This is a genomic window from Streptomyces sp. NPDC036764 (genome assembly GCF_055609385.1).
In genome coordinates this window covers 125,677-140,142 of sequence record NZ_JBVJPT010000002.1, presented here as the reverse complement: position 1 = coordinate 140,142, position 14,466 = coordinate 125,677, and the positions used below count along the sequence as shown (strand labels likewise).

The window sequence follows — 14,466 nt, the reverse complement described above, 5'->3', positions numbered from 1 at the left end:
GCGGCTCCGCCGCGCGGGCGCGACCGGCAGACGCTGACCCGCAGACGGCCGACGGCCCATCGCGGCCCCCTAGCGGAGCGTCACGTCAGGCGCCGGTCCAGCGCGCCGACCGCGCCCCGGAACGTCCGCCCGAGACCGGCCTTCGCGAGACCGAACGCGAACCGGAAGGGCGCGGTGCCGTCCACGGCGAACGTCCACTGCACGCGCGTGCCCGTCCCCGCCGGGGCGAGCCGCCACTCCTCGACCATGGCCCGCGCGCCCGGCGCGTTGGTCAGGTCGACGCGATAGGCGTACACCTCGGGGCTCTTCGCCGCGAGTATCGTCTCCTCGAAGCGGGTGCCGCCCTTGAGCCGGACCTCGCGCCGGGCTCCGTCGTCGAGCGGGCGCGCCAGCGTCACCGCCGCGAACCACTCCGCCCAGCCCGGCACATCCTCGGCGAGCGCGCGGAACACCGTCTCGGGGGGAGCGGATATCTCCCGTGCGAAGACGTGCCGTACGGGCGCGGTCCCGACGAAGTCGAGCCCCACCTCACGCAGCAGATGAGCCATGGACGAGAACCCCCTGTGGGCGACGCTGCACCGGGCAGCGTCACCCTAGCTGGCACCTCGTCAGATGTCTGCACCCTCATCGGGCTCGCCGGCCACCACCAGCCGCCGCAGGTGCTCCGAGATCTCCGAGCGCGCCTCGGCCTCCAGCCCGGCGTCCGTCACCAGCGTGTCGATCTGCTCCAGCGCCGCGAACGAACTCAGGCCCACCACACCCCACTTGGTGTGGTCGGCGACCACGACGACCCGCCGCGCCGACTGCACCAGCCGCCGGTTGGTCTCGGCCTCCGCGAGGTTCGGCGTGGACAGGCCGGCCTCGACCGATATCCCGTGCACACCGAGGAACAGCACGTCGAAGTGGAGCGCCGCGATCGCCTGGTCGGCCACCGGGCCCACGAGTGAGTCGGACGGGGTGCGCACCCCGCCGGTCAGCACGACCGTGGCCGCGCCCTGCCGGGGGCCCGTCGTGCGCTGCGCGGCGTGGAATACGTCGGCCACCCGAACCGAGTTGGTGACCACGGTGAGGTCGGGAACGTCGACGAGCTGATGGGCCAGCGCGAACGTCGTCGTACCGCCCGACAGAGCGATCGCGCTGCCCGGCGCTACCAACTCGGCCGCCGCCCGCGCGATGTCCTCCTTGGCCGTCAGCTCCAGGCCCGACTTGGCCTCGAAGCCCGGCTCGTGCGTGCTGGCCTCGACCACCGGAACGGCGCCGCCGTGCACCTTCTCCAGCACACCCTGCCGGGCGAGCGCGTCGAGATCCCGGCGCACCGTCATGTCCGACACGCCGAGCTTGCGGGTCAGCTCGTTGACGCGCACCCCGCCTCGGCGCCGTACCTCGTCCAGGATCAGGGCGCGTCGCTGCTCCGCGAGGAGGTTCTGATTCTCGCTCACGTACGCTCCGGTCCTTTCGCCGCTGCCGTCCGACATCCCTGCGCACCGCCTCCGACAAGGACATTCTCGCCCCTTCCGGGGCGCGGGACGACCCATCCTCGCATGGGTGGGCACGGGTCGCGCCACCGGCCGTCCCGACGCGCGCATGCCACTTCGGCATCTGCTGTTCCCCTGTCCTTCACACGGAACGGGGAGATTCCGTGACGAGAGGTGTGCGGGACCGCTCCGGTGGAGATCCTTGTGCCCGCACGTACAGAAGCCGACGGCTCGTCACGGGGGAAGTGCGAACAGTGGAACGTGCGCCGGAACGCGCCGCCATGACCAGGGCAAACGCGACGACGAAGGGGCCCGCCGACCAGGGCGCGAGCGCCGACAGCGGCGGAGCCGCTCTGGAACTCCTGGTCCACGGGGTCGGCGGCACCACGCCGCAGGAGATGCTCGACGATCCGCGAACCGTGCGGATCACCGGCGACGACACGGCCGCCGTCTTCCGACGGGCCGACGACGTCGACGCCGAGGACCGGCCGGACGACCGTGGGGGACAACCGGTCCCCGAGGCCTACGTCTGGTGCAACCTCACCTCCGGCAACAGCGCACGCGCCCTGTGGCTGTTGCTGCTGCCCTTCATGGTGGTCAACCTCGCCCACTGGATGCGCCCCACCACCCGTGACCGCGCGCGGACGGTGCGACTGTACGGCCTGCTCGTACGCCTCGCGGGCCTGACACTGACCGTGCTGCTCGTCGCGGCCGCGTGCGAGGTCGCCCTCGACCTCGCGGCCTGGCAGTGCGCCGGCACACGCGCGTGCGCCCAGCGGCACAGTTGGCTGGGCTTCCTGTCGCCCACGGTCTCGGACGGCGGCTGGTGGAGCGACCCCGGCCGCAGGCTCGCCCTCGCGGCGGTGGTCCCCGCCGGGCTGACCGGCCTGCTGTGGTACCTCTCCCGCCGCACCTGGACCGCCTACGAGTCCCAGCAGCCGATGACCCGCGAGGCCGAGCCCGACGAGGAGTCCGGCGGCACGTCCTTGGGCCGCCCCGGCTTCTGGTACGGCCGTCGCCTGGTCGCCCGGCTGCGCGCCGCGCACACCGCCGCAGGACTGCTCACCGTCGCCGCGGCGGTCGCCTCCGCGGCGGCCCGCTTCGACCGCCGGCCGGGCGGTCCCGCGCTCCTCGACTTTCTGGGCTGGGCGATGGACGCGGCGATCGTGGCCTGCGCGGCCGCCGTGGTCTGGGTGGTCTGCCGCCGGGGCCGCAGCGAGAACCGCCTCGACCAGGAACTCGACGAACACCTCGTACGACGGCTGCCACTGGCCGCCCTCGTCCTGCTGGCGCTCGCCCTGGTGTACGCCGGATGGGACCGGCCTGGCTGGACGTCGGCAGGCCGCCTCCCGGGCGACCCCACCTTCGGCGCCATCGCCTTCTTCCAGGGCCTGCTCGTCATCGTCCTCGCCGTCGTCGCCCACCTCCTGTACCGCACACGGCCCGACGCGCGCGCCGCGATGCGCGGTCTCGGCGGACCGGCCGTGGTGATGCTGGCCTGCGCCCTCGGCGGCGTGATGTCCGGCGGGGTCGCCCAGCGGGTCGCCGACTGGCTGGACGGCACCGGCGCGTCCATCGTCGGCCCGCCGGTCCTGCTGACCTGGCAGGCGTCCGTCATCCCGCCGCTGCTCGTCCTCCTGCTGCTCCTGTGCGGCTGGCTCGCATGGCGGGCCTGGCGGCTGCGCCGCACCGAGCTGGGCAAGGTGGAGGTCGACTACGTCTCAGAGCCCCGGGACACGGCGCGCACCCGCCGCATCGCGACCACGCGCGCGATGGCGACGCTCACCGACCGTGCCCCCCTCGTCGTCGCCGTCACCTCCACGGCGACCCTGCTCCTCGGCGCCGGGGCCCTGATCGGCGCCCTGACCACGGACAAGACACCGAGCGAGGCCGCGAGCGGGACGTACGCCTTCGTGCACGGCGCCGCCCAGACCGCGCAGGCGCTCGGCTCCTGGATGATCGGCGTCGGCTTCATACTGTTCGTCACCTGGGGCCGGCGCGCCTACAAGGACGCCTCGGCGCGGCGCACCATCGGCATCCTCTGGGACGTCGGCACCTTCTGGCCGCGCGCCGCGCACCCCTTCGCGCCGCCCTGCTACGCCGAGCGGGCGGTGCCCGACCTGACATGGCGGATGGTGACCTGGACCCGTGCCGAGGAAGGCCGGCGCCTCGTCATCTCCGGGCACTCCCAGGGCAGCGTGCTTGCGGCCGCCGCGGCCTGGCAGCTCACACCGGCCGACCGCAAGCGGGTCGCGCTTTTGACCTACGGCTCCCCGCTGGAGCGCCTGTACGGCCGCTGGTTCCCGGCCCACTTCGGCCAGGCGGCGCTCACCCGGCTCCACGACGAGGTCGACTGCTGGCGCAACCTGTACCGGCTCACCGACCCCATCGGCGGCCCGGTGCGGCTGCCCGGGGACTGCGGCCCCGCAGTGGACCGTGAGGCCCTCAAGGACCCGCTGGCGTACGGCCGTACCCCCGAACACCCGCTGCCCGCCCCCATCCTCGGCCACGGCGAGTACCAGGCGGACCCGGCGTTCGCGCAGGAACGGGAGCGGCTGCTGGCCCGGCTCGGCACGGAGCTGCCGGCGCAACGGCCCACCTCCGAGAGCTGATCCCGTTCACCTTGCGGCCGACGGCGTCGCAGAGCGACGTCAGGGCAGCTCCGGCAGGTCCTCCGTGTACAGCAGCGTCAGGTCGTCCGTGCTGGGTTCCGGTAGCTGGGCGACCCGGCTCGCGTGCCGTTCCACCATCGCCTCGAAGGTCTGGCGTGCCGTGCGGCCGTTGCCGAACGCGGGGCCCTTGGGGATCGCCGTGAAGTACTTCAGCAGGGCCTCGGAGAGACCCTGGCCGAGCCGGTACTCGTGCTCCTCGGCCTGCTGCTCCACGATCCGCAGCAGTTCCTCGGGGCCGTAGTCGCTGAAGGTGATGGTCCGTGAGAAACGGGACGCCACACCGGGGTTGACCGACAGGAAGCGCTCCATCTCGGCGGTGTATCCCGCCACGATCACCACGACCGCGTCCCGGTGGTCCTCCATCAGCTTCACCAGCGTGTCGATGGCCTCCTTGCCGAAGTCCCGGCCCGAGTCCTCCGGCGACAGCGCGTACGCCTCGTCGATGAACAGCACCCCGCCGCGCGCCTTGTCGAAGGCCTCCTGGGTACGGATCGCGGTGGAGCCGATGTGCTCGCCGACCAGATCGACGCGGGACACCTCGACCAGGTGCCCCTTGTCCAGGACGCCGAGCGAGGCGAGGATCTCGCCGTAGAGACGGGCGACCGTCGTCTTGCCGGTGCCGGGGGAGCCGGTGAAGACCAGATGGCGCTTGACGGACGCCGCCTTGAGACCGGCCTGCTGACGGCGCCGGCCCACCTCGATCATGTCGGTGAGCGCGCGCACCTCGCGCTTGACGCTGTCCAGGCCCACCAGGGCGTCCAGTTCACCGAGGACGGCCTTGGAGGTCCGCGCCGGGTTCTCCGCCTCGGCAGCGGCGATCAGCGGCTCCTGCTCGGTGGTGCGCTGGCCGGGGATGGCGCCGAGGAGGCCGGGGGACTGGTGCGCCGTCTGCACGGCGGGCTCCGGCGTCGCAGAGGGCTGCCTGAGGCCGGCGCTCTCGTCGCTGGTGCAGTCCTCCACGTCGGGGCCCACCCCGGAGGCCGAGTCCGGGCCGCCGTCCGCGAACTCGTAACCGCCGCGCGCACACCGCTCCGTACGGCACTTGCGCAACGTCGTACGGCAGCCGTCGATCACATGGAAGCCGTAGCCGGCGCTGCCCCTGACCCGGCAGTTCAGGAACGTGCCGCGACCGCCCGCCGACACGTAGAACCCGGCCTCCGCGGGGGAGTCGACCGTGCAGCGCTCGATGGTGGGGTCGGCGCCCTTGGTGACGATCACGCCGGTCTGCGTGCCGTCCACGGTGCAGTTGTTGAGGGTGCCGCCGCTGCCGTGGTCCCGGAACCAGGCGCCCGTCGCCGCGTCCCGGATCCGGCAGTCGTCGAGCTGAGCGGTCGCGCCGTCGCTCACCGACACGGCCGTGTTGCGCACCTGTGAGAGGTCACTGTCGACGACGTCGGCGCGGGAGCCGCGGTCGAGGACGAACAGCGCGTCCGGCACGTCGTGCACCCGGCACGAGTCCAGTACGGCCGTCGCGCCGTCGCTGACCCACACCGCCGGGTAGTCGCCCGTACTGTCGAAGATCTCGCACTGGTTGGCGTCCACGCGCGTGCCCGGATCCCACACCGACAGGCCGTTGCGCCCGAACTGACGCACCGTCGTGCGGGTCAGGGTGAGGACCGAGCGGGAGCGCAGGTCGACCGCGTTCTCCGGGATGTCGTGGATACGGCAGTCCGCCAGCGTCAGCACCGCGTCCGTGTCGAGGGTGACACCGTCGGCCGTCGTGCGGTGCACATCGCAGTCGGTGAGGTGGGCGGTGGCCCGGCCGGTGACCTGGACACCCGAGCCCCGGACCTCGTAGACCTCGCAACCGACGGCTTCCAGAGCGGAGTTCTCACCGGTCGCCGTCAGGCCGGAACCGGAGGCGTGGTGCACCCGGCAGCGCTCCAGGCGGGGGTGGCCGCCGCCGCGCACGGCGATGCCCGCCTGGCCCGCCGCGACGACCTCGCACTCCTCGAACACGCCGCCCCCGCCGTCGAGTACGGCGATGCCGATGCCCGCGGGATTGTCGACGGTGCAGCGCCGCACGGTCGGCCGTGCACCGCCGCGCACCTCGATGCCGGCCGCGGACCGCGTGACGATCCGGACGTCCGCCAGCTCCGGCGCGCCCTCCTCGACGAGCAGCGCCGGCGCCGCCGCGTCCTGGCCCTCCACATGCAGGTCCTGGACCACCGCCGAGGCACGCACCGTCAGCGGCACACCGTCCACGGGCGCGATGCGCACCGAGCCGGGGGAACCCTCGGGGCCACGCAGGGTCACCGCCCGCTGGACGACGAGGTTCTCCCGGTAGGTGCCCGGCGCGACGGTGAGGACGTCACCGTCGGCCGCGGCCTCCAGGGCGGCGGCGAGCGATGCGTACTCACCCGTGCGGCGCCGCCACCGCGACGTGCCGGTGTGCGTCACCTGGACGGTGCCCTGTGCCATGGCGTTGACGTGCCCCCACCTCGTAGTACGCGGGTTTTGCTGCCGAAGAGTTCGGCCGGACCACCGTAGCGTGCGCGCGGGCGGTGGGTTGACCAGAGCCGGAAGGCCGTCAACTGCCGGCGCCGGTCCGGCCCCAGTCCGGACCCGCTCTGTCCCAGGCCTGGTCCCAACGGGCGTACCGGCGACGGACCATGCGCCAAAGGACCAGCCGTCTGCCGCCCTCGACGAGGCAGGCCGCCAGCAGGGCCGCGCCGAACCCGGCGAGCACGGCGTGCGTCGCCGCCGTGGCGGAGTCCAGCGGGCGGGCCACCGTACGGCCCTGCTGGTCCGTCCACATCCGGAAGCGGTCGCCCGGCCGCGGGCTGTCGAGGCTCGCCATGACTCGGCCCTGGCGCACGGTGCCGTCCGGTGCGGGCCAGTCGGCCAGCACCCGGGTGCGCACGTTCCGCCCGGTGGCGGCTTCGGGGTCCACGTCCAGCGACGAGCCGTTCAGTTTGCGTACCACCGTCGCCGTCACCAGGTGCCGGGACGCGCGCTGTTCACGCACGGACGCCTGCAAGGCGCCCTGGGCCAGGCCCCCGACGAGGGAGCCCACCAAAGGCGTCACGACCAGGATCAGCAGCAGGGCCCCGAGAGCGACCCAGGCCTCGGCCAGATCGGTGGCACGACGCAGCGGATTGTGCCGCCAACGCCAGAGCCCGCTGATCGCCCGCATCGCCCGCCACCCCCTTCCCGCCTCCGTGATAACCCCTGGCGGAGCCGTTCACCCGCGGGCCCCGCCGAAGAGAGAGCGAAATCACCTGCGTTCGCGGCCTCTCACGAACTTCTCACGAAAGGCCCAACGCTCGGACCCCGGGCCCGGGTTCCCGGTCGCCCGACGCCGCACGGATCCGCCGCGGCGGAGAATCAGCCGAGGATCGTGACCGGATCGCCGACCCGGATCGTGCCCCGGGTCAGCGGCACCAGGTTCTGGCCGAACACCAGCTTGCCGTCCAGGCGGCGGTGTCGGGCCAGCGTGAGCAGGGGCTCCCTGCCGCGCTCGGCGGTGGTCTGGTCGGTCGTCGTCACGACGCAGCGCCCGCACTTCTTCGGCACCCGGAAGGTCACCTCGCCGATGGCGATGCGAGACCAGTCGTCCTCGGCCCAGGCAGCGGTGCCCGACACGACGACGTTCGGCCGGAAGCGGTTCATGGGCAGCGGGCCCTCGTGCGCGTGATCACCCTGTGCGATCAGGGAATTGAGGGCGTCGAGGGAGGCCGTCGTGGTGAGCAGCAGGGGATAGCCGTCGGCGAAGCTGACCGTCTCGCCCGGCAGGGCGTACTCCGGGTCGACGGGCCGGCAGGTACCGGGTTCGGGCATGTGGACCAGGCGCACATCGGCGCCGAGATAGGTGCTGCACCAGGCATGCGCTATGTCGTCCTCGGCGAGGACCGCCTCGACCTTGTCGCGGAAGATCTCCACCGGAACGGTGCCGACCGCGCTCGGCACGGGTACGTTCAGCGGCTCCATGCCGGGTGCGGTCAGCCGGACGCCGCCGCCGGGCAGTAGTTCGGCGGCGGCGAGCGCCAGACGCGGTTGCTGGCGCTGCGTAACGACCTTTCCCCCGTCGTCGATCAGCATCCAGCGTCGATCGCCGGCCGGCCCCCAGGGCTCCACGACGGCTTCCCGGAGTGCTGTGCCCCGGAACGCCTTGACCGGATGAACGTGAACCGACTGCAACTGTGCGTGCCCCATGGAGCCATCGTGCCAGGTGGCGCTGACAGCTCGGCGGGGAACGGATCAGTAGCCGCGGTACTGCTGGTTGTTGTACGGGTCCTGGTAGGGAGCCGCGGCGGGACGGGGAGCCGCGGGGCGCATCGCCTCGTAGCCCATGCCGCCGGGGGCGACCGGCCGAGGCTGCTGCGCCTGCGGACCCGGGTAGCCGCGCGGGGCCGCCTGCTGCGGGATGTAGGCCGCGGGCGCCTGCTGGAGCGGAGCCGGCTGTTGCGCCTGCGGATAACCGTAGGAGGGCTGGGACGGGGCCGCCGGGAGGGCGGGCAGTGCCGAGGGCAGCGCGGGCAGGTTGCTGCCCGGCATGTCGTACGCGGCCGGGACCCGGATCGGGGCGATCTGCGGGGTGCCCCGCTCGGCGACGAGCCTGTCGTAGATCGGGGTGTCCGGGAAGGAGGCGGAGTAGTAGCCGCCGCCATAGGTGGAGCGGGGGGAGGTCATGGCACATAAGGTAAGCCCACGATGTGCTGGTTGGGGAGACCGATAAGAGGGTTGTTTTATGTGTCCGCAGTGACGCTCGATCCCCAATGCGAGCGAACTTGTCAAAAAGGGACGCCAATCAGCGCTCGGATCGTGTAAATGCCGAGTTCCGGACGGGTTACCGGGGGTTGACCACGAGTGTTTCCACGCCCCTCGTGGGAGTGAGATCTCGCGGGGAATAGGTTGACCCTGTACAAGAACCCAATGAGCTGCCGGGGGATGCCTGGCGCCGTGAGCCGGTGATGGGGGCGGACATGTCAATGCCGAAGGGATCGAATGTTCCGGTGCCGACGACGGCACTGCGGGTCGAATTGGGCTGGCGCTCCGGGCCGGGCGTACCCGACGCGGACGCCTCGGCGTTGTTGCTCGTCGGCGGAAAGGTCCGCTCCGACGCCGACTTCGTCTTCTACAACCAGCCCGCGCACTCCTCCGGCGCCGTCCGGCACGAGGGTAAGAAGGACGCCGGCGGGCAGGTGACCGACAGCCTGCTCCTCGACCTCGCGCGCGTGGAGCCGGCCATCGAGACCGTCATCCTCGCCGCTTCCGCTGACGGTGGATCCTTCGGCCAGGTGCCCGGCCTCTACATCGAGGTCAAGGACGCGGCCCAGGGGACCGTCGTCGCCCGCTTCGACAGTACGGGCGCCGACGTCGAAACCGCTTTCGTGCTCGGTGAGTTCTACCGCCGCCAGGGCGCCTGGAAGTTCCGTGCCGTCGGCCAGGGCTACGGCAGCGGCCTGGAGGGCCTGGCCACCGACTACGGCATCACGGTCGACGAACCCCAGCAGACGGCACCCACGGCGGCCCCGGCCGCCCCACCGGTCGCCCCCTCGATGACCCCGCCCCCGCCCGCGGCCCCTCCGGTGACCATGCCGCCGCCCGCCATGCCGCCGGTACCCCCGGCCGCGCCCCAGGCGGCGCCGGTCAGCCTGAGCAAGGTGACGCTCACCAAGGCGGCCCCCTCGGTCTCGCTGACCAAGCAGGGCGGCACCTCGGGCGCCATGCGCGTGAACCTCAACTGGCAGGTGCGCAAGCAGTTCTCGGGCTGGGCGAGCAAGCTGGGCCGCCCGGTGGCCATGCACAACGACCTCGACCTCGACCTGTGTGCCCTGTACGAGCTGACCGACGGCAGGAAGGGCGTGATCCAGGCACTGGGCAACGCCTACGGTGCCCTGCACCAGCCGCCGTACATCCACCTCGACGGCGACGACCGCACCGGTGCCGTGGCCAGCGGCGAGAACCTCACCGTCAACCTCGACCACCAGCGGTCCTTCCGGCGCATCCTGGTCTTCGTGACCATCTATGAGGGCGCGCGTTCCTTCGCCGACCTGCACGCCACGGTCACCCTCACACCGCAGCACGGCGCCCCGATCGACTTCTCGCTCGACGAGTGCACGGTCCCCTCCACCGTGTGCGCGCTCGCCCTGATCACCAACACCGGCAACGACCTGATCGTCCAGCGCGAGGCCCGCTATCTGGTCCCCGAACGCGGCGTCAGCCCGCAGCGCACGGTCGACTACGCCTACGGCTGGGGCATGAACTGGACGCCCGGCCGCAAGTAGTCAGCCCTCGTCCGGCAGCGCGTCAGGACGCGTGTAGGTGCGGCCCTTCCAGGCCGCACCGCGCCCCCTGTAGTGCTGCACCGCGGAATCGACCGTCATCAGGAGATAGAGGAACGCGGTGAACGGCAGCAGCGGAGCAAGCCACAGCGGCTGCCCGTAGTAGCGGAGCATCGGGACGTACGTCCCCGTCATCACCAGCCACGCGAGACCGCCGCCGACCGCCGTCGCCGTGTCCCCGCCCGCCAGGCCCGCGACGAGGGCCGCGGGCGGCACCAGATACACCAGCGCGAGCCCGGCGACCGTCCCAGCCAGTACCGGCGGGCTGTGCCTGAGCTGCGCGTACGCGCTGCGCGACACCATCCGCCACAGGTCGCGCAGCCTCGGGTACGGCCGCACGCTGTCCACCCGCTCGGCCAGCCCCAGCCAGATGTGCCCACCATCGCGCTTGACGGCCCGCGCGAGCGCCACGTCGTCGATGACGGCGTGCCGGATGGCGTCCGGGATCCGCGCCCGCTGCGCTGCCTCGGCCCGCAGCAGGACACAGCCACCCGCGGCAGCCGCCGTCCGCGACCCCTTCCTGCCGATCCGGCGGAACGGATAGAGCTGCGCGAAGAAGTACACGAAGGCCGGCACGACCAGTCGCTCCCACAGGCTCTCCACCCGCAGCCGCGCCATCTGCGAGACCACGTCGAAGCCGCCGGCGCGCGCGGCCGCGACCAGCTCGCGCACGCTGTCGGGCGCGTGCGCGATGTCGGCGTCCGTCAGCAGGAGGTACTCGGGGTCACGCGCGCGCGCCAGACCGATGCCGTGCCGTACCGCCCACAGCTTGCCCGTCCAGCCCGCGGGCGGCTCGCCGGGGGAGTCCACCGTCAGGGGCAGCCCGCCGTGGCGCCGCGCGAGCCCACGCGCCAGCTCCCCGGTGCCGTCCGAACTGCCGTCGTCGATCAGGAAGATCTCCGCACGCCCCGGGTAGTCCTGGGCGAGGAGCGACGGCAGGCTCAGCGCGAGCACCGCGGCCTCGTCGCGCGCCGGTACGACGACGCAGACCGACGGCCACTCGTCTGGCCGCGTCCGCTGCGGAAGCCTGACATCCGTACGCCAGAAGAAGCCCTGGCACAGCAGCAGCCACAGCCAGGCGGCGAGTGATCCGGCGGCGGTCCATGCGAAGGCGCTCACCCGCGCAGTCTGCCCCACGGGAGCGGCCGTCAAGGGCCCATCGTCTATCGTGGCCGCGTGAAGATCGCGCTGATGGACTCAGGAATCGGTTTGCTGGCGGCCACCGCCGCGGTACGGCGGCTGCGACCCGACGCGGATCTCGTGCTCTCGCTCGACCCCGACGGCATGCCATGGGGTCCCAGGACTCCCGAAGACCTCACCCGGCGCGCCGTGGCCGTCGCCGACGCCGCAGCTTCGCACCGGCCCGACGCCCTGATCATCGGCTGCAACACCGCGACCGTGCACGCGCTGCCCACCCTGCGCGCCCGCCTCGAACCCGGCATACCGGTCATCGGTACGGTCCCGGCGATCAAGCCCGCCGCGGCCGGGGGCGGTCCCGTCGCGATCTGGGCCACCCCTGCCACCACCGGCAGCCCCTACCAACGCGGCCTGATCGACGACTTCGCCGACGGCGTGACCGTCACCGAAGTGCCATGCTTCGGGCTCGCCGAGGCGGTAGAGCACGCGGACGAGTCGGCGATCGACGCCGCCGTCACCGCGGCCGCCGCCCTGACCCCCCTGGACGTGACGACCGTCGTCCTGGGCTGTACGCACTACGAACTCGTCGCTGAGCGCATCCGCGCAGCCGTCCAGCGCCCCGACTTCCCGCCGCTCGTCCTGCTTGGCTCCGCGGAAGCGGTCGCCGCGCAGGCGCTGCGCCGGCTCGGCGAGCAGCCGGCCCCCGAAGCGGCGGCGAAAGGCACCCTGACCGTGCTGCTGAGCGGCCGCGAGGGCAAGCTCCCCGAGCCCGCTATGGCCTACGCGGAAGGCCGTCTCCTCCAGGCGGTCAGCCCCGCGCAGTGACCGGCGATCACCACCGGCGGTCATGAGCCGGCGGACGTGAACGGACGCCTTCGGTCCGCTGTGGCCCGGTCGGCGCAGTCACCCTGCGCTACGAGGTACCAGCGCAGCGAATCCTGAGTAACCTCATAGCCATGAGGGACCACCCCCACGGCAGGAAGCCGCATCCTGATGTGTGGACCGGGAGGGCGACCAACCGGGTCCAGTGGTTGCTGGCGCTCGTCGGCGCCGCCTGCATGGCACTGGGAATCGAGCTGGCCGTCGACTCACCGTGGACCGATGGCGTCGCGGCTCTCGTCATGGCCGTCGTGGGCTGCATCGCGGCCGGACTGCTGGTTCTCTTCGGCACGCTGGCGTTCGTGCACGTCGCTCTGAAGGTCGACCAGGAGTGCCTCGAGGTGCGCTGCGGCCACATCGGTGTGCCGCGCCGTCGTATCCCCTTGTCCGAGGTCGTCGGTGCCGAGTTCGTTCCACTGGTGACTCCGCGCCACTGGGGCGGCTGGGGCTACAGGTGGCGGCCCGAAAAGGGCACCGCCGTCGTCGTAAGGCGTGGCGAGGGCCTGATGCTGCGGATGGGGGACGGTCACACGTTCACCATCACCGTGGACGACGCGGAGGCGGCCGTCGGGGTCATCGAGGAGCGCCTGCGGACTCGGACGGCCGACACGGCCCTATGAGCCGAGCCCGGCTGCCGAAAGGGGCCGGCGTTTCGATGGGCGGGTCGCCGCTGAGGGTGGCTGCCGGACCCATGTGTGCGGATAACACTGCTGTCGGCAAGGGGTGTGGGCCACAGCGCTGTACGTCAGGTCATGGAGCCAGCCGGTCGCCACGCGTGCGTACGTCGTTCTCGCGCTGCGTCGACTCAACGGCGATCGGACGTGCCGTCGCCAGCCCCGCCAGCAGGCCCGCTCCCACGGACACCGTGGTGAAGCTGAGCGCATTGCCGACCGCGGCGATGGCCGCCAGCGCCGTGAGGGCCGCGCCCGCGGTGAGGGCGACAGGAGTGGGCCGAGCGGTGCGCCACAGAGCGAACAGCATCCAGCAGAATGCCGCCGCCAGCAGCAGTACGCCGACGACTCCCTGTTCCGCGGCCTGCTGCAGGGGCGCCGAATGCGGCTTGCCGTCGGACAGCAGCGTCCCGGTCGCCGTCGTACTGAGCTCCCCGAAGCGCCCAGGCCCCACACCCAGGGCAAGGTCCTCGCGCGCCAGGTGCAGCGCGTCGCGCCAGAGCTGGATCCGGTGCCCGGTCAACTGACCATCCAGCCAGGCCAGCAGCCCACCGGGCACCACGTTCCCGGCGACCGCCCAGATCAGGCCGGTGACCGAGGCCGCGGCCAGGGCCAGTCCGGCGATGCCCACGCCACGGTGGCGGAGGTGGCCGGCCGCGAGTGAGCACAGCAGGACGGCGGAACAGGTGACGAAGCCGCTGGTCGAGCCCAGGACTGCCGCGGTCACCGCGATTGCGGCGCCGAGCACGCGCAGGCCCAGGCGCACAAGTGGTGCCGAGGCGGACCAGGCGGCACAGCACGCGGCACCGGTGGCGAGGGTGAGCACGGCGGCGGTGGCCCCGGCATGGCCCAGCGGGGTGACGAGCTGAGGGCCGGGGGAGAGATGGGGAACGCTCAGCGTGAGGCCGACACCGGCCAGGGCCCCGGCGCAGGGTACGGCGACCGGCAGCAGCGCCCCGCCGATCCGCCCCGCGGCATAGCCGGCGGCCACGGCGAGGATCGCGAGCAGCACACCCTCGGGGCGGCCGTCGTGTACCGCGGCAGAGATCAGCGACCAGGCGGCGCAGGCTCCGAGCACCACGACGCCCGCCGCGTCAGAAACGTTTCGTCTGTCGCTGTCCTCTTCCGGACCTGCCGAGGACGTCATTCTTGCGACACCCACCCAGCCCCCCGAACCCGGTCCCCCGACCTGTGACGGACCCTCGGCCGTCCGGACCTGACCGGCCGGTACGACTGAGGCTCCGGCATACCGTAACGGCTTATGGCCGGAATGTGGACGTGTCGTGCAGGAACGATGCGTCACACGGTGCCGGGAGCCGGGAGCCGGGAGTCGGGTGCCGGGGAT

The 14,466-nt window shown here is 72.4% G+C and carries 12 protein-coding genes; 4 read left to right on the top strand and 8 right to left on the bottom strand.

Going from position 1 to position 14,466, the window contains the following annotated elements; translation table 11 throughout:
* Positions 1–80: 80 nt before the first annotated feature.
* Complete coding sequence (locus ACZ69Q_RS12215) at positions 81–548, bottom strand: SRPBCC family protein (protein ID WP_471040576.1); 468 nt, start codon at positions 546–548, stop codon at positions 81–83.
* Positions 549–608: 60 nt separating this feature from the next.
* Positions 609–1,439 (bottom strand): DeoR/GlpR family DNA-binding transcription regulator, encoded by an 831-nt coding sequence (locus ACZ69Q_RS12210; RefSeq protein ID WP_471040574.1) that lies wholly within the window; start codon positions 1,437–1,439, stop codon positions 609–611.
* A 290-nt stretch (positions 1,440–1,729) separates the two neighbouring features.
* On the opposite strand from ACZ69Q_RS12210, the gene ACZ69Q_RS12205 reads away from it, so the two are divergent.
* On the top strand, positions 1,730–4,087 hold the full coding sequence (locus tag ACZ69Q_RS12205) for a hypothetical protein (protein ID WP_471040572.1): 2,358 nt from the start codon (positions 1,730–1,732) through the stop codon (positions 4,085–4,087).
* Positions 4,088–4,126: 39 nt separating this feature from the next.
* Here the strand turns inward: ACZ69Q_RS12205 and ACZ69Q_RS12200 are convergent, their stop codons facing one another.
* From ACZ69Q_RS12200 to ACZ69Q_RS12185, 4 genes are all read right to left on the bottom strand, one after another.
* The gene (locus tag ACZ69Q_RS12200; RefSeq protein WP_471040570.1) at positions 4,127–6,568 is read right to left on the bottom strand and encodes a right-handed parallel beta-helix repeat-containing protein; all 2,442 of its coding nucleotides are present in this window, start codon (positions 6,566–6,568) and stop codon (positions 4,127–4,129) included.
* A 109-nt stretch (positions 6,569–6,677) separates the two neighbouring features.
* Positions 6,678–7,283, bottom strand: a complete 606-nt coding sequence (locus ACZ69Q_RS12195; RefSeq protein ID WP_471040568.1) for an Rv1733c family protein — start codon at positions 7,281–7,283, stop codon at positions 6,678–6,680.
* Positions 7,284–7,474: 191 nt separating this feature from the next.
* Complete coding sequence (locus ACZ69Q_RS12190; RefSeq protein ID WP_471040566.1) at positions 7,475–8,302, bottom strand: MOSC domain-containing protein; 828 nt, start codon at positions 8,300–8,302, stop codon at positions 7,475–7,477.
* A gap of 45 nt (positions 8,303–8,347) precedes the next feature.
* Entirely contained in the window at positions 8,348–8,779 is a 432-nt protein-coding gene (locus tag ACZ69Q_RS12185) for a DUF6643 family protein (protein ID WP_471040565.1), read from the bottom strand.
* 299 nt (positions 8,780–9,078) lie between these two features.
* Here ACZ69Q_RS12185 and ACZ69Q_RS12180 point away from each other — a divergent pair, with 299 nt between their 5' ends.
* A complete protein-coding gene (locus ACZ69Q_RS12180; RefSeq protein WP_471041524.1) occupies positions 9,079–10,377 on the top strand; it encodes a TerD family protein in 1,299 nt (432 codons plus the stop codon).
* On the opposite strand, the gene ACZ69Q_RS12175 is transcribed toward ACZ69Q_RS12180, so the two are convergent.
* Positions 10,378–11,571 carry a glycosyltransferase gene (locus tag ACZ69Q_RS12175; RefSeq protein WP_471041522.1) on the bottom strand — a complete coding sequence of 398 codons (1,194 nt, stop codon included), beginning with the start codon at positions 11,569–11,571 and terminating at the stop codon, positions 10,378–10,380.
* 39 nt (positions 11,572–11,610) lie between these two features.
* Between ACZ69Q_RS12175 and ACZ69Q_RS12170 the strand changes: the two genes are divergently transcribed.
* Both ACZ69Q_RS12170 and ACZ69Q_RS12165 read left to right on the top strand, forming a co-directional pair.
* Positions 11,611–12,396: a glutamate racemase gene (locus ACZ69Q_RS12170; RefSeq protein WP_471040562.1), complete on the top strand. Its 786-nt coding sequence runs from the start codon at positions 11,611–11,613 to the stop codon at positions 12,394–12,396.
* A 131-nt stretch (positions 12,397–12,527) separates the two neighbouring features.
* Positions 12,528–13,070, top strand: a complete 543-nt coding sequence (locus tag ACZ69Q_RS12165) for a hypothetical protein (protein WP_471040559.1) — start codon at positions 12,528–12,530, stop codon at positions 13,068–13,070.
* A 130-nt stretch (positions 13,071–13,200) separates the two neighbouring features.
* Here the strand turns inward: ACZ69Q_RS12165 and ACZ69Q_RS12160 are convergent, their stop codons facing one another.
* Positions 13,201–14,268, bottom strand: a complete 1,068-nt coding sequence (locus ACZ69Q_RS12160; protein ID WP_471040556.1) for an O-antigen ligase family protein — start codon at positions 14,266–14,268, stop codon at positions 13,201–13,203.
* Between the last annotated feature and the right edge of the window lie 198 nt (positions 14,269–14,466).